Source organism: Paraneptunicella aestuarii (genome assembly GCF_019900845.1).
Classification (GTDB): domain Bacteria; phylum Pseudomonadota; class Gammaproteobacteria; order Enterobacterales; family Alteromonadaceae; genus Paraneptunicella; species Paraneptunicella aestuarii.
On record NZ_CP074570.1, the window covers coordinates 301636 to 321416 of the forward strand.

Consider the following 19781-nt stretch of genomic DNA (forward strand, 5'->3'; position numbering starts at 1 on the left):
TGGTTTATTTAAAACGAATATCCAAGTTCAATCATTCCATGTCTTTGGTTCATCGGGAAGTCATAAGTGACCCCGGTCGATATTCCGGCAGGCTCTCTTATGTCTTGATTAAATAGATTCTTAATATAGGCAGCAATATACCAGTTACTTCTTGTGTAACGAACACTGGCATTGCTTAGCCAGTAATCTTGTACTGGTGAGCGATTATCACTCAACTCGCGTTCTCTATCCAATATTCCTTTTACATTTATGCTGGCAATCCAATGCGCATCAGGAAGCCAGCGAGCTTCTAAATAGATTTGTTGCTTGGGAACAAAGGGTTGTTGCTGTCCCGCCAGTGAGTTGTCGGTAGATTGCAATGCGTAGTTGAAATTGAATTTTAACTGCTCGCTTGGATGCCAGAACAGTTCCATTTCCAAGCCTTTGCCATTTAGCGTGTTGACGTTTTGGGTTGTGCTTTTACCACCGGCACTATCCCTGACATAGTCAATGAGATCCATGGCTTTGTATTGATACAGGTTCAGGTTACCCCAAGCTGTTTTGGATGCAAGGTAGCTCAAGGATAATTCATATGAATCCAGTGTTTCGTTGTTTAAATCAGGATTTCCTTTTCCTACTGGATTATTGCTAACTCTAAGCTCTAAGTGGGATGGGGTTCGGAAGGCATTTCCATAGAGCAGTTTTGTTGTCCATCTTTTATTAATTTCCCAGACCAGCGATGCTCGTGGAGTAATGGCTGAGCCAAGTTGAGAATAGTTGTCATACCTTACACCTAGAGTCATCTCAATGTTATCAGTGATATTCCAAATGTCCTGAATACTTGCATTGATGTTATGGAGAATCTCGTTTGGCAAAAATATATATTGGGTACCAGTTACATTAGTTAGCTCTGAACTCGCGATTGATTGGGTTATATCCAATACGCCTGGGCCAAAGTTTTTGCTTTCTTCATGTTCGTATTTTGTATATTGATACCCTAAGCTGTAGCGAATTTGATGCTTTTTTACATTCATTTGAAGCAAGGGAAGCTCAATTTCTGTGAACGTGACTTTACTGGTAGGGCGTCCGATTACTCCATCGGGAAAGTTTATCATTGCGATAGGTTGGGTAAGGCTGATGTTGCCATCGGAACCGATTGGCAGGGTCGCACCATCAGGAAATAGATGCCAAAGTGGCAAATCTTCAATCGTTTCGTAATGCAGACTGGGTTCAAAACGCCATGACTCAAACAGGGTTTCTGTACGGTATTCAAACGTAGTGGATAGCCCTTTTTGCTTTCTTTCGCCTTCATGATCAAGCGCGTTGGCCACACCTAAAAATAACGGTGCGTCGTTTTTCCAATAACGGGTGGCAATTCTCCAGTGTTCATTGCTGATTTGAGCACCTATTGACGTATTGTTTATGGAGTCATCCAAATATCCAGATGCAAGAGAAGCTTGCGTACCGAATAGGGAATCAAAGAGAGTTTGTATATCTGCGTCGACAATACGACTGGTATCTTCGTTACGTTCTATGTGCTCGGCATACAATTCTCCCTGCCATGTATTAGCAAAATGAATATTGCTGCGAGCCGTGATTCTTTGATGATTAAAAGAGCCCGCACTAATTGAAACATCGGTTTTGTTTTTAGCAACGGGCTTTTTTGTCACCATATTGATGATGCCCGCAAAGGCGTCCGTACCATAAAGCGCAGAACCCGGGCCTCGAATCACCTCTATGCGCTCAATATTAAATGTGGATAAATAGAGGTTTGGTGCTAACCCATTGGAGTTAAAAGAAGAAATTCGTTTTCCATCCATTAGAATAAGTACATGAGGGTTTCTATTGGTAAACATTCCTCTGAAACTAATGACGGGAAACATATCTGCAAGCGAAGCGGGCACAATGTGAATGCCTGGAACCATTTCCAGTGCTTCATGCAGTGTTAGTGCGCCAGATGCCTTGATATCTTCCTCAGTGATAACAGATGCCACAGAGGATGCTTTATTAACTTTTTGCTCAATGCCAGAGGCTAATTCCACCACCTTCACATTGAACAGTTCCTCAAAATCCAGTTCGCTAATTTGGGCGGCAAAGGTATTTAAGGAAAAAGTTGCGGCACTTAGAGCCAGAATGAATTTGTGAAATGGATTAGGCGAAAAAGAGTTATGCAAAATAACTACCTCTGCTCATTTGTAGCATGTGGGAAATAACATCTTTCTGGATTATTCCCGATATTGTATACCAGTGCGCAATAGCTTTGCTTCTAATCTGTTGGATACTTTGTGTTTGAACGGCGTATTTTACTGTAATGGAGAGAGTATGTACGACTAAGGTAGAACTGCAAATATCAGGTAATTTGTACTTTCATTGCTATATTTAATGATAATCAGGACTATCAAGCACGGAAATAAGGAGAATGAATTAGCAGGGCATAAAAGGAACTTCCGATTTTGAGGTTTTTCGTGCTGTAAAACATGAGCTGCTAAATTTTGATCAATATATTTGAGCGTTTGCAATGCGAAGGGCGGCGTAGACTTTGGGCCTGTGCGGCTTTTGCATTGCTGGGCGCTGTTATTAATCTGTTTACTGTGCCTTTTTTTACTGGAGCAGAGTTTGCTTTCGGTAATGTCATTGCTGTTGCTGTTACCTTGTTATGGGGATGGCGCTATGGTCTTGTGTGCTCTATTGTCGCTTCCGTTGCTACCTTCTGGAGTTGGTCTCATTTATTAATTGTTCTGCCCTTCGCCGGTGAAATCTTGGCGCTCGGGTATGCCAGAGCAAAGCAAAAGCACGTTATTTTTGCTGGGCTGTTATATTGGATAACGCTAGGCTCAGCGATTGTCACCGTCGAATATTATTGGCTTAGCAGTTATATCGATGTGGCTAAACAAGCCATTATCGTGAAGTATTTCGTCAATGGTGTTTTAAATATTCTTCTTGGCTATCTTCTTGCTGTTTTCCTGTCACGCTTCTTTGTTACCAAATGGAATATGGAAGTGTCTTTCAGCCGCTTCATTTCGCTTGCTGTATTAATCGTACTGACTTTGGGAGTTCTTACCAACTCGTACCTGTGGTTGGCGAATTATCAGAAAGTGAAGTTACGGGAGATAAACAAGCAATTGGAGATCGAAACGTTACATATTTCACATCAAATGCAGTCTTTTATCAGTTCTCATACTGGCGCTTTGCAGATGGCAGCCAGAATGGCGAGAGACACCAATATGAGCTCAAATTGGATGCCTGTATTGAAGGATATAGTCGATACCTATCCTGATATTTTGACAATGCTGGTGACGGACGCCGATGGGAAGATAATCGCAGCGTCACCTCCTGATTTAATGGCTACCGTCGCTGAGCAGGGACTGAATGTGTCGGATCGTGATTATTTTCAACAGCCTAAAACAACTCTGTATCCTTATGTGTCTGATGTATTTCAAGGACGTGGGTTTGGCACAGATCCCATCATCGCATTATCCAGTCCAATATTGATTAAAGGCCGCTTTACCGGGGTCATCGAAGCGTCGTTGAACCTGAACAAATTGGCTCAACTCGATAGAAAAGCCGTACATGAAACGGAATCTTTATTGGTGTTCGATTCGAATCAAAAAGTGATTTATGCGTCAAGTGGCTTGGGTTATCACTTTTTACAAGGGCTAAGCGACTCAGGGCTTATTCGACATATTGAGAGCCCATCGACTTACTATTTTATGGCTGCCAATAAGCGCTTTTATATTCTTAACCATAAAGTATCGAATGCTCTGGGGTGGACAACAGTATCTTTGCTACCGGTAGAGTATTACGAAGAAGATATATCCACTTATGTTGTAAGTTCTCTCCTGTTTTTGACTATTTTCATGACGATTAGCTTCTTCATCGTGACCCGATTGGCGAACCGTTTGTCCAGACCCTTAGTTGATTTGAATACCAAGTTGCTGGCAGTGAATAAATCCCGGGCTTATGACACGTTAGATCTGCGACTGGAGCCATCACTATTAACGGAAATTAATACTATCAAACCTGTGATTCAGGAATTTTCCAGTACCTTAAGCGAAACGATTAAATCCCTCCATGCTGCAAATAGAGAAACCCAGCAGGCAAACCAGGAATTGGAAGATTTTAATAAGAATCTGGAAGAGATTGTTCGTCAGAAAACCAGTGAACTGGAAACTGCGCTTAGTGATGCAAACGAGGCTAACAAGGCCAAATCTGAGTTTCTTGCTACGATGAGCCATGAAATCAGAACGCCAATGAATGGGGTGTTAGGCATGTTGGAATTGTTGGAGCAGAGGGAATTAGATCCAGAGGATAAACGTAAGGTCAGTATTGCTAAATCCAGCGCTCATTCCTTGCTCACCTTGATTAACGATATTCTGGATTTCTCCAAGATTGAGGCGGGGCATTTGGATATGGAAGAAATGGAATTTAGCCTCATAGAACTCGTGAGTGATGTCATTGAATCTCACTCTTTACAGGCACAGAATAAGAATCTTCATTTGTATCTGGATTGTGCCGAGGTCGAACAAGACTGGGTTAAGGGAGACCCTTACCGGATACGCCAGATACTTACGAATATTATTGGTAATGCTATCAAGTTTACCCAGTATGGTTACATTAGCGTCAATTGTGGAAGCAACACGGTAAGCGATACTACTCATGTTCAATTTACTATTAAAGATACAGGGATCGGGATTTCAGAAGAGCAGCAAAATAAACTGTTTCAGCCTTTTAGCCAGGCCGATTCTTCGACAACCCGGCGTTTTGGTGGCACGGGGCTTGGCTTGTCGATAGCTAACCGCATCTGTAAGTTAATGAATGGTGGTATTGAACTAGAAAGCCGAATAGAGGTGGGTAGTGAATTCCGTGTTTCAATTCAGCTTGGTGTTGCTCAGCGTGAAACGGAATATCAATGTGAGCTTGGTAGTCAGTTTGATCGTGTATTGGTGTTTGTATCCAAGGGGCGTGAGGTCGTACTCAATCCCTTATTGGAGCAGTGGCATGCCAAGCTTCTAAAAATTCACAGTATTAGTGATTTTCAGGAAGCCTATGAGCATTCCAAAGCATCTCGTCAGTCCTCCCTGCCGTTATTAGTGTTTATCGATCAGCTTCTGTATCAGGAATGTATGGATTTCTGTAAAGCTGTTATCGCTGATGGAGATATTGTTATTGTGCTGAGCAACATTAGTGACTCGGTTGCTCTACAGGAAACGGACGGATACTCGTCGATATGTAGTTATGCCGTTACACCCAAAAGTCTTTTTCTCGCTCTACGCAGTTTGGATAAGTCGCTAAAAACGAGTAAAAAATCATCAGGTATTGAGCGCTTCGATAATACACATGTGTTGGTTGTTGAAGATAACCATATCAATGTCGAAGTAATTTTAAATATGCTGCACAATATGGGGATCCTCACAGGTACGGCTGTTAATGGTAAAGATGCATTGGAAATGTTGAAGGTTAATCCGGGGCATTTTCAGTTGATTTTAATGGATTGTCAGATGCCTGAAATGGATGGTTTTGTCGCTACTCGGGAAATTCGTAATGGTTTTTGTGGCGATGGATATCGTGACATTCCCATTGTGGCGTTAACCGCTAATGCGATGTCAGGAGACAAAGATAAATGTGTGAGAGCGGGAATGGATGATTATTTGGCGAAACCTGTCGAATTAAAATTGCTTCGAGAAATGATGGGACGCTTCTTGTCCCATACTGAATGTGCATAGCTTTATCGCCACTATAGTCTTCATTATCGACTCGTCGTTAATTTTCTCGCTTTTCTGAATATCCCGACATCTAACTCAGTCGCCTTAAATCACGAATAATAAAATCCTTTGGATGAAGAAGCAGGTCATCATAAATTCTTAGAATAACCAGCTTGATCACATCCGATGTTGTTTGCAGACAAGCTTTCACTTTTAACATGGCGATTTGGTGGGAAATGTCTTCATGAATTGTCAGCAACAATATTCTCTGTGCTTTTCCTTTTAATAATCCATTCTCTAATTTTACAAAAGCTGTTTGTCTTGGAATTTCATCTTTCGATAAGATATTTATAAAATATGGAATTAACAGGGTGCATGTTTTTTGATTCGAAATTCCCACTGTTTCACATGCTATATTTAGAATGTCGATGACATTAACTGGAACAGGAATTAAGGTGTTTTTCGATTCGTTATTTCCTGTGTGTGTTTTTGTTAAATTAGGTTTTCCAATATTTTCCATGGTATAAAAATCCTTTTAAATCAATTTCCTGATGAGTATCTTTAACGTGAGTAAAATGATTGATGTGCTTCGTTTCTTATCTCAAGAACAGGACTTGAATAAGTGAGAGCGTTCAATGATTGGTAATGTTGTGGAGTCGGCGGAATGCGTGAAATTCACATTAATAGGCAAATGAATAACTTGTTCATTTATCATGATAATTCTTCCTTGAATTAATATTTAATCTTAAAGATGATGATATCTTTTAGATTCAAATGTTTTGGTAATAAATTTAATTGTCGAATTAGTCTAAATGGATAATTTATGGAGTGTCAATATTTTATTTTTGATAGGATTTTTGGATCTGTTTGTTGGGTACTAATAAGGAAGGCATTTTATTATTGGCTTTGTAGCGGGTTTTTGGTTTCACCTTCTATTTTTGTCACCATCCTTGTCACCATTTGTTTGATCTTAAATAATGTGGTTTTAAAGGCGGGGTATCAGTCAAAAGTGTCCAAGCCAGATACTTCGCCAAATGCAACTACTATATTTCATTTTCTGGAAGCTTCATTAGTCTCTCACTGCGCCATACACGGATGACATGTATTGAGTTTTGTTCTCTTAAGTAAACAATCCGGAAGGGAGAATGAATTAATTCTCGTATTCTTTCTTCTGCAAATTCTGGTACTACCCGCCCAATATCTGGATTATCAACTAACGTTTGAACATGCTCAATGATGGCCGAGATGAATTGCTTGCCAATATGGGGAACACCTTCTTCCTTATAGTATTCTTTAATACTTTCTAGATCACCGTATGCTGAGTTAGATACGAATATTTTCACTTATTCAATACCCAAATTTTTCTTTACTTCATTCAGTTCTAACTCTTTTCCTTCTCGAACCTCCATTAGGCCCGCTGCCACAGCTTTCATGAATTCTTTTTCCTCTTCGCTTTTTTCATATTCCTCAAGACCCTGCATGACGGCAACACCTCGACCACGACTGGTAAGTAACACAGGACGACGGGTATCTTTGGCGTGATTTACCACTCTTCCGGGGTTAACTTTCAGATCTTTAAGGGGAATAACGTCTTCCGAGAATTTTGTTTGCATTGGGTCAGCCTCTTAACTCTAAGGTATATAGACCAGTATATAGCACCTATTTACTGGTCTCAATGTGAAATGTATCAGTGTGGATGTGCTTGCTTCAAATTAGTAGAACGAACTTTCCCTGCCCAATCTTAGATACTACCTACCCTCGATAGGTTCTTCGTTAATCATCTAGCAAACTTGTTACCATTTGTTTAGCCTGAATCAGATTGCTCTTTATCCGTTAACAATATGCTAGTACTTCTTTTAGGCTGACATTTAGTCAAATCTATCTGTTGATACTAGGCTAACTATGCGGCAAGTTTTTTATATAACTCCATAGATTTGGTGTTTTGACAGTCCGCCAACAATTTTAATAATCCCAAAATAGATTTCCTACTATTTTCTGGTAATCGGTCAAATCTATGAGTATCAAGTATCGATGTGATTAAGCCGTTAATCGAATTTTGAGCGCGCTTTTCTATATGAGGCGGTTTATCTTTAGATAGGTATTGGTAAATCCAAGTGACGCCTTTCAGCGCTAAAACTTTGCCACTAGTTGTATTTAGAAAGCATGCAAAATGATGAATTTGATAGCTTGTTAACTTGTTCTCAGCATAGTAGCCAAACTCGTGCCGCATGCTAGTTATTAAGTCGCTATGATAAGTAACGTTGAGTTATTACTTGAGAAATGAAATGTTGATATTCAGATTATTCTGTCTGAATTTTAATTTCCCCTTAACAAAGAGCCTTTGATAAGGGGAATTGAATGACAGGATAATTTGATTATAAAAGAGACTTGTGCAAGTTCTTGATAACTTCAGTGCTTTCACTATCTTCAACCAGGAATGAAATATTATGTGGATTAGCACCGTAACAAATCATTCTGATACGCACATTGCGTAGCACTTCAAATATTTCACCGGCAGAACCGTTTTTCGCATGTAGCTTGTTGCCGACAATCGTAATCAAATCCAGATTTGGAGTAACTTCAACAACGCAGATGTTTGCCAGATCCGCTAATGCCAGCTTGGATGCTTCTGCCAGGTTCGATTCATGAACGGCATTAAAGGTGAGAGAAATCGACGTTTCTGATGTAGTGATCAAATCAATGCTCAGGCCGTAGTTATCCAGAGTTTGGAAGACTTTGCCAATGAATTGGCTGGCACGCTCCAGTTTGGGAGTGTGTAAGGTCACTAACTGTTGGTTGCCTCGGCGAGTAATGGCACGAAAAGTGGGTTCTTCCTGACAATCCTTAACAATGGTTGTGCCCCCCAATTCAGGGTTTTTAGTGCTGCCAACAAAAACCGGAATATTGTTGCGCAAAGTGGGCGCTAATGTCGCCGGGTGTAGCACTTTTGCACCGAAGTTTGCCATTTCAGCGGCTTCATCATAGCTTAGTTCTGGCAATGGGTAGGCGTCAGAAACAATGCGTGGATCAGTGCTAAAGACTCCCGGTACATCTGTCCATATTTCACATTTTCTCGCTTTTAAAGCTTCAGACAACAACGCGGCTGTATAGTCTGAACCACCGCGACCCAGTGTGGTGGTTTGCCCGTCTTCCGTTTCACCAATAAAACCTTGGGTAACCACAACAGAATCTTTTAATAATACCTGTAGTTTCTCCTTGGCTAATTCAGCTAATACTTCAATGTCTGGATTGGCTGAGCCAAAATTGTTATCGGTGCGCATTACTGTTCGAACGTCAAACTCTACTGCTTGTTTACCGCTTTCATTGATGCAGGCAGTTAACAACAAAGACGCTAAACGTTCACCGTAGCACAGTAATTTATCCTGAAATGCCAAGCTGTTGGGAAGTTCTGGAACAAGCGCAATTTGCTCCATATCTGCCAGAAGGTGCATCATTTTCTTTTTAACTAGTTCTGGTTCCTTTAACTGCTCACAGATACCGGACACTTGAGTACGGATCTTTTCAATAATGTCATCACGTTGCTCAGTCGAAAGTCCGCCTCTGCCCAAGCTAACCAAATGATTGGTAATGCCTGCCGGAGCACTGGTCACGACCAGTTTGCATGAAGGATTATGGTTAACGATACGTACACAATTCTGCATTGCTTCGTAACTTGCTACGCTGGTGCCGCCAAATTTCGCGATTGTAAGTGCCATTAATATTTCTTGTGATGTCGGTTAAAAAGAGGTGCGATGATAATATGAACCGATTCGGTTTTACCAGTGCGCAAAGAAAAAGATAGACCATTTATGGCGTGTATGAGAACCCGGATGAGAAAAGGAGCATATAAAAATGCTCCTCAAAGACGATTGCTATTCATTATCACGCTTTTTACCCGATATCATGGCTGAAACCAGATTTTCATCGTGCTTCTTACCAGACATCACTACGCCGCCAATATGTAGCAGAACAAGCAGGATCATAAAGTTCACTGCTGTTTCGTGAACCTCTTCCCAGAACTCATCTTCATGTTCCCCATGCTCTTTCTCATCGTCATCATCCGAAGCGCGAGCAGTTGCAATGACTTGCATGGAAATGACATTGTTTTGTGCAAATGGGCCTTTACCTTCTTCTTCTGCGTAGAGTTTCATACCACTCAATACAACGACAGACAAGGTCATTAGCATGGCAACGATCATATAGCCACCAGCCGGATTGTGCCCTAGATAGCGCTTGCCCTTACCAGCTCGCATGTCGTGAATGTAATTTAACACAGTGCGAGGAGAATAAAGGAACTCGGAGAATCGAGCGTAGTGGCTGCCAATCAGCCCCCAAACAATGCGGAAGATCACCAAGCCTGTAATGAAGTATCCGGAATACGAGTGCAGTGTTGTGTCTTCTTCCCCTGTGATATATGAAAACACAAAAGCCGCAACAAGCGCCCAGTGAAAAATACGTACGGGAAGATCCCATACTTTAACCCAATGAGTTTGAGGTGTAGTCATTGGTAAAATCTCCTTAAACCAAAATCAGGTTTTCAACATTAGATGAGTTAACCATAGTGAAATAGACGCTATTTCTCCATCGGACACATCATGCAAAAGCATGGGACATATGTCTATTTTTCTCTATGTTGACGGCTAACTTTCGGATTCTATTTTGATTTGAGTTAAGAAAAGCTTGTGGATTAAGCAAATTAGATTCGAGGTAATTCGATAAGAGGTATAGATGATTCCCTGCTAAAAACTTGTTGAGCAGGGAATCATAATATGAGGTCTTTTGGTGCTTAAGGCTAAATTACGGTTCCAAATAATCAGTCACCTACAGAAAGTAGTGAGCAGACCCTTAGCCCTGCTTTGCACTTAATGAATCGGCGAAGCAGGGATGGATTCACGTCGAGTCTGAGATCAATTTCTGTAGGTGATTTACAGTTGTGCACACTTATTTAGATCACATCACCGGGAACGCGTACCCAACCTTCCATCAATATGCGAGCACTACGGCTCATGATGGCTTTGGTTGCAGTCCACTCACCGTTCACCAGTTTGGCTTCTGCACCTACTTTTAAGGTGCCTGAAGGATGACCAAAACGGACAGTGTCACGCTCTTGCCCGCCAGCGGCTTCATTGACCAATGTGCCAGGAATGGCGGCCGCTGTTGCGATAGCGACGGCGGCTGTGCCCATCATGGCATGATGCAGTTTACCCATTGAAAGGGCGCGAACCAGTAAATCAATATCTGCTTCGCCAACTTCTTTACCGCTGGAGGCGGTATAAGCCGCAGGTTTAGCGACAAAGGCAATTTTCGGTGTGTGCTGGCGTTGCGCTGCTTCCTCAATGGAGCTAATCAGCCCCATTTTTATTGCACCGTAAGCACGCAATGTTTCAAAGCGCTCTAATGCGGCTGGATCGCCATTAATGGCTTCTTGCAGCTCAGTGCCGGTATAACCAATATCTTCTGCATTGACGAAAATGGTGGGAATGCCGGCGTTGATCATGGTGGCTTTTAACACACCACCAGCAACAACGGATTCGGGTACTTCCAAATCATCAACCAGATTACCGGTAGGGAACATGGAACCTTCGCCATCGGCAGGATCAAGGAACTCCACTTGCACTTCGGCTGCTGGAAAAGTCACGCCATCCAGTTCAAAGTCGCCGGTTTCCTGAACTTCACCGTTAGTGATAGGCACTTGGGCAATGATGGTTTTTTCAATGTTGGCTTGCCAGATACGCACAGTACATATGCCGTTGTCTGGAACTCTGTCTGCATCGACCAAACCGCTGGCGATAGCAAAAGAGCCTACTGCCGCCGACAAGTTACCGCAGTTGCCACTCCAATCCACAAAAGGTTGGTCGATGGATACTTGCCCAAACAGGTAATCCACGTCATGGTCAGGCTTACTGCTTTTCGACAATATCACGGTTTTGCTGGTGCTGGACGTCGCCCCGCCCATGCCGTCAGTTTGTTTGCCGTAAGGATCCGGGCTACCAATAACACGAAGTAATAAAGCATCTCTTGCTGCGCCCGGAACCTGAGCGGCTTGGGGTAAGTCGCTCAGATTAAAGAAGACACCTTTACTGGTGCCACCACGCATGTAGGTGGCGGCTATCTTTATTTGAGGTTTAGCTGTCATAAACTGAATCTCTCTTATTGAGCCGCTTCTGATTCAAGAAAGTCTTGTGCAAAGCGTTGTAACACGCCACCTGCACTGTAAACCGACACTTCTTCCGCCGTATCCAAACGGCATTTCACTTGAGTTTCTACGGTTTCGCCGTTGGCTCTGTGAACGATAAGCGTTAGCTCTGCGCCCGGCGTTAAATCGCCAGTCACGTCATAGGTTTCAGTACCGTCAAGCTTAAGCGTGTTGCGGTTTGTTCCCGGCAAGAACTCAAGCGGTAATACACCCATACCAATCAGGTTGGTACGGTGAATACGCTCAAAACCTTCTGCCACAATCACTTCAACACCGGCCAGGCGAACGCCTTTGGCAGCCCAGTCACGAGAACTACCCTGACCATAGTCAGCGCCAGCTACGATAATCAGGTTTTGCTTACGCTCCATGTAGGTTTCAATCGCTTCCCACATGCGAGTCACTTTGCCATCTGGCTCAATACGCGCTAACGAACCTTGTTTCACTTCACCATTTTCGTCTTTCACCATTTCATTGAACAGTTTCGGGTTGGCAAAGGTGGCACGTTGTGCTGTTAAGTGATCACCACGGTGAGTGGCGTAAGAGTTAAAGTCTTCCTCTGGAAGCCCCATTTTCGCCAGATATTCACCGGCAGCACTGCTTGCCAAAATCGCGTTGGATGGAGACAAGTGATCTGTAGTGATGTTGTCACCTAATACCGCTAATGGGCGCATACCTTTTAAAGTGCGCTCACCTGCCAATGCGCCTTCCCAATACGGAGGACGACGAATGTAGGTGCTTTGTGGACGCCAGTCGTACAGTGGGCTGATGTCTTCGCCGTAGTCTACTGTCAGGTCGAACATTGGGTCATACACTTTACGGAACTGTTCTGGTTTTACGCTCTTGGCGATAACCGCATCGATCTCTTCATCCGATGGCCAGATATCTTTCAATGTCACCGGGTTGCCGTCTTTATCTGTACCTAACACGTCTTTTTCGATGTCAAAACGGATCGTACCCGCAATGGCGTAGGCCACAACCAATGGAGGTGAAGCCAGGAAAGCTTGCTTGGCGTAAGGGTGAATACGACCGTCGAAGTTACGGTTGCCAGAAAGTACGGCTGTGGAATACAAGTCACGGTCGATCACTTCCTGCTGAATTTTCGGATCCAATGCACCGCTCATACCGTTACAGGTGGTACAAGCAAAGGCCACAATACCGAAACCCAGTTGCTCTAATTCAGGCAACAAGTTGGAGTCTTGCAGATACAGTTCTACGGCTTTAGAGCCTGGAGCCAATGAGGTTTTTACCCAAGGCTTGCGTGTTAGTCCTTTAGCGTTGGCGTTACGCGCCAATAGGCCAGCAGCAATCACGTTGCGAGGGTTGCTGGTGTTGGTACAGCTTGTAATGGCGGCAATGATCACTGCGCCGTCTGGCATCAAGCCTTCTTCGTTCTCCACTTTGCCCGCAATACCCAGTTTTGCCAGGTCTGAGGTGGCTACTCGGCGATGAGGGTTAGATGGGCCTGCAATATTGCGCACCACTGTCGACAAATCGAACTTCAATACACGCTCATATTCGGCATTGACCATGCCGTCAGCCCACAAACCGGTTTCTTTGGCATAGGTTTCAACCAATTGGATCTGCTCTTCGTCACGGCCTGTCAGGCGCAAGTAGTCAATGGTTTGCTGGTCGATGTAGAACATGGCGGCTGTTGCGCCATATTCTGGTGTCATGTTGGAAATCGTTGCACGGTCACCCAACGTTAAGTGAGCAACACCTTCGCCGTAGAATTCCAGATAAGAAGAAACAACACGCTCTTTACGCAAGAACTCGGTTAGAGCCAGAACGATATCGGTGGCAGTAATGCCTGGGTGAGGTTTACCGGTTAGTTCAACACCAATGATGTCGGGCAAGCGCATGTAAGACGCGCGACCTAACATGACATTCTCTGCTTCCAAACCGCCAACACCAATCGCGATAACGCCTAGTGCATCAACATGAGGAGTATGTGAGTCAGTACCCACTAAAGTGTCAGGGAAGGCAACACCGTTACGTGCCTGAATAACCGGAGACATCTTTTCCAGGTTGATCTGGTGCATGATGCCGTTACCCGGCTGGATCACATCAACGTTTTTGAACGCTTTTTTCGTCCAGTTGATAAAGTGGAAGCGGTCTTCGTTACGACGGTCTTCAATGGCACGGTTCTTCTCGAATGCGTCTTCTTCAAAACCAGCATGTTCTACGGCAAGTGAATGGTCAACGATCAACTGGGTTGGCACAACCGGGTTAACCTTGGCAGGATCACCGCCTTTTTCGGCGATGGCATCACGCAAGCCCGCCAAATCTACCAATGCGGTTTGGCCTAAAATGTCATGGCAAACCACGCGGGCAGGGAACCAGGGGAAATCCATTTCACGCTTACGTTCAATAATTTGCTTTAACGAATCTGTTAGTTTTGCAGGTTCACAACGGCGAACCAGGTTTTCTGCCAATACTTTTGAGGTATAGGGGAGTTTGTCGTAAGCACCTGCTTCGATGGCTTCAACAGCCTCACGAGTATCGAAATAATCCAGTTTGCTACCAGGTAGGGGTTTGCGATGTGTCGAGTTCATGTCACTTCCCGTCTTTAGGATTTTGATTGAGAAAAATGTACTGTGATTTTGGGCGCGGATTGTAACACAATTTTTAAAAGCGTGCGTATTATTGATGATTTGTCGTCCAGGCAAAGTAAACAATAAGCGCAAGCCTATGTTGACGAACCTTATTCAGGGAATAATAACCGCCTTGATTTGTAATGGATTTGGCCGGATTGTCGACAATGTGTGTGGAAGACAAATAACACGTTTAAACAAGATCAAATTTTCTATCAATAAAAAACATTATTTGTATAATGTGCGCCGCAAATACAGAGGAAACTCTGTTGTAAGGAATGATTTATTAATTAAGGGTTAGGACATGAAAATAAGATCTTTATTACTTCCTATATTGGCCAGTTCTGCTTTTCTCATGGCAGGATGTGGCGGTTCAAGTGGCAATTCTTCAACTCAAAATTCAACACCAGTTACACCAGCGAACATAGCGCCCAGTTTGTCCGGTGACTTGGCGTTGACATCAAAAGCAATGGAACAAGCATCGTTATCTATTGAACTGTTGGATCAAGATGGTGATGAAGTAACGGTTTCTGTTGCGAATATTCCAGACTGGATGGTCATGGAACAGTCGGCTTCTCAAGCCACATTTAGTATTTCTCCGGGCTTTTTTGATATTGGCGAGCACTCGGTTGCTTTTACGCTGACTGACGGTAAAGACGAAGTTCAATATGAGTTGGATGTGGTTATTGAGGACAACCCCGACGCTTATGTTATCGCTGAACTTACCGACGAGAAAGTGCAAGGACATTGGGTGCTGGATAACGGTACTGAATGGCATTTGTATGCACAGGAAGAACGCTGTTTCTTTTATAATGATGACTACTGCTTCGGTGATGGTGTTTATTTAGATGAAGATAATAAATATCATCCAGTCACATGGAAGCTCATGGAAGATAATACCGTTAAAATAGAGCTCAGAGAATCGTACTGCTTATCTTGCACCGTACTTGCGGAATATCGACTCCAAGTAGTGTATGAATATGGGGAACGAAAGAGATTCAAATTTGAATCTGATACTCAAGAAGGGTTTGCTGCAAACTCTACGGTCGTTGAACATCAGATCCCTTCCTCATTTGTGGCTATTCCTCTTGGAGACGCTTCGGCAGCTAGTTTTCCTTCATTTGTTAATTTGGATACAGGTACTTTTAAAATAGTTGGTCATGGTGACTATTTTTGGGATAGCGGTATTTTCGATTATTTTGATGAGTATCCCACTATTAGTGGTAACGTCGAATTAGTAGGTGAAGCTCTACAATTCACAAATATTCCAGATTCTTATGCTTATGCAACGAGACTTTTCTATAACAAACGTTCCCCTTATCCACCGGAAAAAATAGCAATGAATATGCATATCCAATCAGTAGAAATGGAGTATGCGGATAGTCAGTTGGGTATTTTGAAGTTGGTATTGAAACCCGAGTTAGGCCCTAATACCGGGATATGGGATACTTCCAGATATCATGACTTGCAGGAGTATCTGGATTCTACATTTGAGCATCGGGTAAGCTTTCAATTTTTATCTGTGGATTCAGGCGTCCAGCTTGAAACAGGTAAAACCTATATTTCATCTTTTTATAATCCAATAGACGTAAATATTGGGGAATATTCGACCACTCGTGACAAAGCGAATACTTTGATTGTTGATGGTGATACGAGTGGAAGATTGGTATATACCGATGCACACACTAATTCATCACCCAAGGAATACAGTGTACAACTGATCAAAGAGGGTGAAGATCTAACGATGGTTTCTTCAACACACACTTCGAATTATCAGTTTTATCGTACGTTTTCAAATGAGCTTGTGTTGGTTTACTTTGATGAAGATGGCAAGCCTGGTCAGGTGTATCCATTTTTTGAAAGTCAGGATGTACAAGTATCTATTGAAGATTTACAAGGCATCTACCGCCATGCTTCATATCGAAGATTGATCAACAATGAACACCGTTTCTTTACTATCGACACATCACTAGAGAAATTTCCATACTATCAGACCTCATATGATTCAGGAAATAGATATGTTTGGAAAGAGGCAGGAGATTATACGTTAAACTTATTGGGGGCTGATTGTGGTTCTGGGAGCCTAACTTACGATGAGTGTTTGAATTCCGTAATCACAAACGCTTCGCAAGGACAAACCGTACTTCGCGCTATGAAGTTGAAGCTCCATAAGATAGAAGGTACTCGTTACTATTTTAGTTACGACCGTACTTTGTATTCAGAAGGGCTTTTGTCCCCAGCTTCTATTATTTCTTCTTCTATTCAAGTCTTTGAAAAAGTCGAGTAGATTTTGATCTAGCAGCATTCTCTCTGTTACATGGGAGAATGCTGTTTATCTTATTTGCTATAGCTTGATAAGTTATAGAACATCCCAGCTTCAAAACTACCAACTGGTGGCTGATTTTGTCTTCACGCCTTGCGAACTGCCTTGTGAGCTGTAGAGATCCCAGCGGGTTTGTAGATTGATCCAAAAATTGGGTGAAACTGCGAAGTGGTGGGAGAGTCGGATGGCCATTTCCGGGCTGAGTCCCTGTTTTTGGGCAATGACCCTTTGAATTTGATTGAGGGGAATATTAATGGCCTCTGAGAGTTGTTCCTCTGTCATGCTTCTAGGACGCAAAAATTCATCCATTAACATCTTTCCGGGATGGGGCGGAACTCTAAATTCTGGAATAAAGGCCATAATTAAGTCTCTTATGGTTAATGCTTTTTATTATTATTTTGCATAAGTATCCAAATCCTTAGAATTTATCCCCAAACTTATCCGTTTTATGGGTACTTTTAAGGGCTAATAGCTGATATTAAACAAATAATTGTCTGTTGCAAGCTTTTTGATCTCTATAATAAAAATCGATTTACTTTACGATGCTTAAGCATGGCACGCCAGAAATAGTTATTCAGCTCTTAAGGCTACGAATGGCGGTAGTTGTGACGCCAAATATGCTGGCCTGACACCCGCTAACAATCCCACAACCGATGAAATTACCAGTGCCAGTGAAATACTATAAATACTAAATAGCATGGGAAGTTGAGGCATAACAAAGAAGGCGATGATTTGTAGCAATAACAGTAAGATAAGCCCCACTATGCCCCCGAGCAGCGCAAGCAATAAGGCTTCACCCAGGAATAGTTTAATAATCAGTACCTGATTCATACCCAAAGCACGCAGTAAGCCGATTTCGTTGCGGCGCTCACTTTGGGTGATGGTGAGCATGGTATAGATACCGATTGAACCCACCAGCAAGCTAATTGCACCAATTCCTAATCCAGCGATGCGTACAACATTTAAGATTGAATCCAGGCTTTCCAGCATTTGATCTTGCGTGGTGATGGTAAAGTCTTCCGCACCGTGGCGTCGAACCATATGCTGTTTGATGCGCTCTGCTACCTGCTCGCTGGAGAAGTTATCGTGGTATTGAATATCCACTTCCATTAAGAATTCACGATTAAACAGCCTGAGAGCCTGCCCAGCAGGAATATAAGCCACTTCATCCAAATCCATGCCCATAAATCGACCCTTTGGAGCCAGTACGCCTGCGACCATAAAGCGGCTGCCGCCTATGTGCATGTACTCGCCGATAGCTCGTTCATCATCGAAGAGAGCGTTTTTCAGTTTACTGCCTAACACCACATTGGCTCGTGAACGCAGAATGTCGTCGTTGGGGAGAAAGTGGCCTTGCATAATTTGCAGCTTCCACACGCCAGCGCCTTCCGATGATACGCCGTAAATTTCAGTGGCTCGTGTTTTTCCCTTATAGCGAATTTCAGCCGTTCCCGCGACAACGGGAACAGTGGATGTGATCTCGGGTAAGGCGCGAAGTGAAACGGTATCTTCCAGGCTTAAGCCTCGATTGGTGTTGAGAATACCGCTAATGCCAAAGGTTTCCGTTTTGCCCGGGTTAATGGCAATGATGTTACTGCCAAATTGGGTGAATTCCTGCATAACGAACTGACGCAGGCTATCGCCCATGGCGCCCAGAATGGTGACAGAGCTTACTCCGATAGCAAAGCCCAATATGGTTAGAATGTTGCGTCCGGCTTTTGCCATTACCGCTGTTTTCACCCACTTTATTGCGTCAGGTGTTTTCATATTATCCTCTTAATACTTCTGCTGGAGGAACTGAACCTGCACGGCGCGCGGGTAACAAACTAAATAACATGCCCGTCACCAAGGCAATAGCGAGTGCTAACACATTAATCCAGATGGGGGCTTGTAAAGGCAGGTAAGGGAAGAACTGGGTGACTAGCCAAAGCAATCCATGAGCTAACGCCAAGCCAACAATGCTGGCGAACAATATCAGCAAGCCGGACTCAAGCAATATCATCCATTGAATGGTTTTGATGCTGGCGCCCATGGCTTTGAGCAATCCGATTTCTGGCCTGCGTCGTTGAACTGAAATCAGGCTAAGGTTCATGATTAATATCCCTGCCACTAGCAGACTGATACCTGCCAAAAAGCCGATAACGGCTGTCAGGGTCACGAGTATGCTGTTGAAGGCATCCATCATGGATTGCTGGGTAACAATGGTAATGTCTTCCTCGCCGTGGTGGCGGGATTTGATCAGTTCGTAGATTTGGTCAATGGCTTTATCTTGCGCTTCATCGCTTTGCGCACCCAGCGCCGTGAGCTGCACCAGAATGCGAAACAGACCCGGTGTGTTAAACATCATTTCAGCAGAGCGAACCGGGATCAGCAACATATCACGCATGTCCAGACCGAGCGATTCTCCTCGCTCAGACAACACGCCAATTACCCGATAGCGATAATCTTCTACTGATATCATTTGCCCTAAGGGATTCTCATTGCCAAATAATTCCCGGTACAACTTAATGCCGAGTACACAAACCGCTTCGCCTCGTTCGGCGCTATTGGCTGGCAGATTTTGCCCCATGGCTAGCGACAGGTTTCTGGTTTGAATGAAGGTATCGGTTGAACCAATGGTGATAACTTCCCTTGAACGAGCGCCATAACTGATGACGGCATTGCCAGCGATGACAGGGGCAACATATTTCACGCCCGGCAAATGGGCGATATGGCTGGAATCTTCAATGGTGAGGTCGCGTGGCGATGTACCGTAAATGGGGGGGCCAGCGCCCGCAGTTTCTCGCTTGCCGGGAAAGATCACAATCAGGTTTGTACCTAGTGCATTGAACTCATTTTGTACGTATTGACGAGCTCCTTCGCCCAAGCCTGTTAACAGGATCACCGAAGCTACACCGATAGCGATACAGGTTGTGAGCGCCACCGAACGCCAGCGATTGCGGATCAGAATTTGAGTGTTGTAGCGAATAATGTCTGATAACAACATAACG

13 protein-coding genes are annotated in these 19781 nt (G+C 43.5%); 2 read left to right on the forward strand and 11 right to left on the reverse strand.

What is annotated here, in order from left to right; translation table 11 throughout:
- Nucleotides 1–8: 8 nt before the first annotated feature.
- Nucleotides 9–2153, reverse strand: a complete 2145-nt coding sequence (locus KIH87_RS01295) for a TonB-dependent receptor plug domain-containing protein (protein ID WP_232359734.1) — start codon at nucleotides 2151–2153, stop codon at nucleotides 9–11.
- Nucleotides 2154–2471: 318 nt separating this feature from the next.
- Here KIH87_RS01295 and KIH87_RS01300 point away from each other — a divergent pair, with 318 nt between their 5' ends.
- Complete coding sequence (locus tag KIH87_RS01300) at nucleotides 2472–5702, forward strand: ATP-binding protein (protein ID WP_232359735.1); 3231 nt, start codon at nucleotides 2472–2474, stop codon at nucleotides 5700–5702.
- Nucleotides 5703–5772: 70 nt separating this feature from the next.
- Here the strand turns inward: KIH87_RS01300 and KIH87_RS01305 are convergent, their stop codons facing one another.
- The 7 genes from KIH87_RS01305 to acnD form a co-directional block, all read right to left on the reverse strand.
- Entirely contained in the window at nucleotides 5773–6201 is a 429-nt protein-coding gene (locus KIH87_RS01305) for a hypothetical protein (protein WP_232359736.1), read from the reverse strand.
- Between the two features lie 523 nt (nucleotides 6202–6724).
- The gene (locus KIH87_RS01310; protein WP_232359737.1) at nucleotides 6725–7024 is read right to left on the reverse strand and encodes a type II toxin-antitoxin system RelE/ParE family toxin; all 300 of its coding nucleotides are present in this window, start codon (nucleotides 7022–7024) and stop codon (nucleotides 6725–6727) included.
- A complete protein-coding gene (locus tag KIH87_RS01315; protein WP_232359738.1) occupies nucleotides 7025–7294 on the reverse strand; it encodes a type II toxin-antitoxin system Phd/YefM family antitoxin in 270 nt (89 codons plus the stop codon).
- A 762-nt stretch (nucleotides 7295–8056) separates the two neighbouring features.
- On the reverse strand, nucleotides 8057–9397 hold the full coding sequence (lysC, locus tag KIH87_RS01320) for a lysine-sensitive aspartokinase 3 (protein WP_232359739.1): 1341 nt from the start codon (nucleotides 9395–9397) through the stop codon (nucleotides 8057–8059).
- Between the two features lie 156 nt (nucleotides 9398–9553).
- Entirely contained in the window at nucleotides 9554–10186 is a 633-nt protein-coding gene (locus tag KIH87_RS01325; RefSeq protein WP_232359740.1) for a cytochrome b/b6 domain-containing protein, read from the reverse strand.
- 440 nt (nucleotides 10187–10626) lie between these two features.
- The gene (gene prpF / locus KIH87_RS01330) at nucleotides 10627–11817 is read right to left on the reverse strand and encodes a 2-methylaconitate cis-trans isomerase PrpF (RefSeq protein ID WP_232359741.1); all 1191 of its coding nucleotides are present in this window, start codon (nucleotides 11815–11817) and stop codon (nucleotides 10627–10629) included.
- Between the two features lie 14 nt (nucleotides 11818–11831).
- Nucleotides 11832–14429 (reverse strand): Fe/S-dependent 2-methylisocitrate dehydratase AcnD, encoded by a 2598-nt coding sequence (gene acnD / locus KIH87_RS01335; protein ID WP_232359742.1) that lies wholly within the window; start codon nucleotides 14427–14429, stop codon nucleotides 11832–11834.
- 343 nt (nucleotides 14430–14772) lie between these two features.
- Between acnD and KIH87_RS01340 the strand changes: the two genes are divergently transcribed.
- Nucleotides 14773–16755: a hypothetical protein gene (locus KIH87_RS01340; protein ID WP_232359743.1), complete on the forward strand. Its 1983-nt coding sequence runs from the start codon at nucleotides 14773–14775 to the stop codon at nucleotides 16753–16755.
- A gap of 96 nt (nucleotides 16756–16851) precedes the next feature.
- Here the strand turns inward: KIH87_RS01340 and KIH87_RS01345 are convergent, their stop codons facing one another.
- The 3 genes from KIH87_RS01345 to KIH87_RS01355 form a co-directional block, all read right to left on the reverse strand.
- Nucleotides 16852–17151, reverse strand: coding sequence for a HigA family addiction module antitoxin (locus KIH87_RS01345; RefSeq protein ID WP_232359744.1), 300 nt, complete (start codon nucleotides 17149–17151; stop codon nucleotides 16852–16854).
- Nucleotides 17152–17361: 210 nt separating this feature from the next.
- On the reverse strand, nucleotides 17362–18558 hold the full coding sequence (locus KIH87_RS01350; protein ID WP_232359745.1) for an ABC transporter permease: 1197 nt from the start codon (nucleotides 18556–18558) through the stop codon (nucleotides 17362–17364).
- A 1-nt stretch (nucleotide 18559) separates the two neighbouring features.
- Nucleotides 18560–19777, reverse strand: a complete 1218-nt coding sequence (locus KIH87_RS01355) for an ABC transporter permease (RefSeq protein ID WP_232359746.1) — start codon at nucleotides 19775–19777, stop codon at nucleotides 18560–18562.
- Nucleotides 19778–19781 lie beyond the last annotated feature (4 nt).

Coding starts and splice junctions, on each gene's coding strand:
- KIH87_RS01305 (WP_232359736.1), bottom strand. CDS start 6,201: ATGGAAAATATTGGAAAACCTAATTTAACAAAAACACACACAGGAAAT.
- KIH87_RS01315 (WP_232359738.1), bottom strand. CDS start 7,294: ATGCAAACAAAATTCTCGGAAGACGTTATTCCCCTTAAAGATCTGAAA.
- lysC (WP_232359739.1), bottom strand. CDS start 9,397: ATGGCACTTACAATCGCGAAATTTGGCGGCACCAGCGTAGCAAGTTAC.
- KIH87_RS01325 (WP_232359740.1), bottom strand. CDS start 10,186: ATGACTACACCTCAAACTCATTGGGTTAAAGTATGGGATCTTCCCGTA.
- prpF (WP_232359741.1), bottom strand. CDS start 11,817: ATGACAGCTAAACCTCAAATAAAGATAGCCGCCACCTACATGCGTGGT.
- acnD (WP_232359742.1), bottom strand. CDS start 14,429: ATGAACTCGACACATCGCAAACCCCTACCTGGTAGCAAACTGGATTAT.
- KIH87_RS01340 (WP_232359743.1), top strand. CDS start 14,773: ATGAAAATAAGATCTTTATTACTTCCTATATTGGCCAGTTCTGCTTTT.
- KIH87_RS01345 (WP_232359744.1), bottom strand. CDS start 17,151: ATGGCCTTTATTCCAGAATTTAGAGTTCCGCCCCATCCCGGAAAGATG.
- KIH87_RS01350 (WP_232359745.1), bottom strand. CDS start 18,558: ATGAAAACACCTGACGCAATAAAGTGGGTGAAAACAGCGGTAATGGCA.
- KIH87_RS01355 (WP_232359746.1), bottom strand. CDS start 19,777: ATGTTGTTATCAGACATTATTCGCTACAACACTCAAATTCTGATCCGC.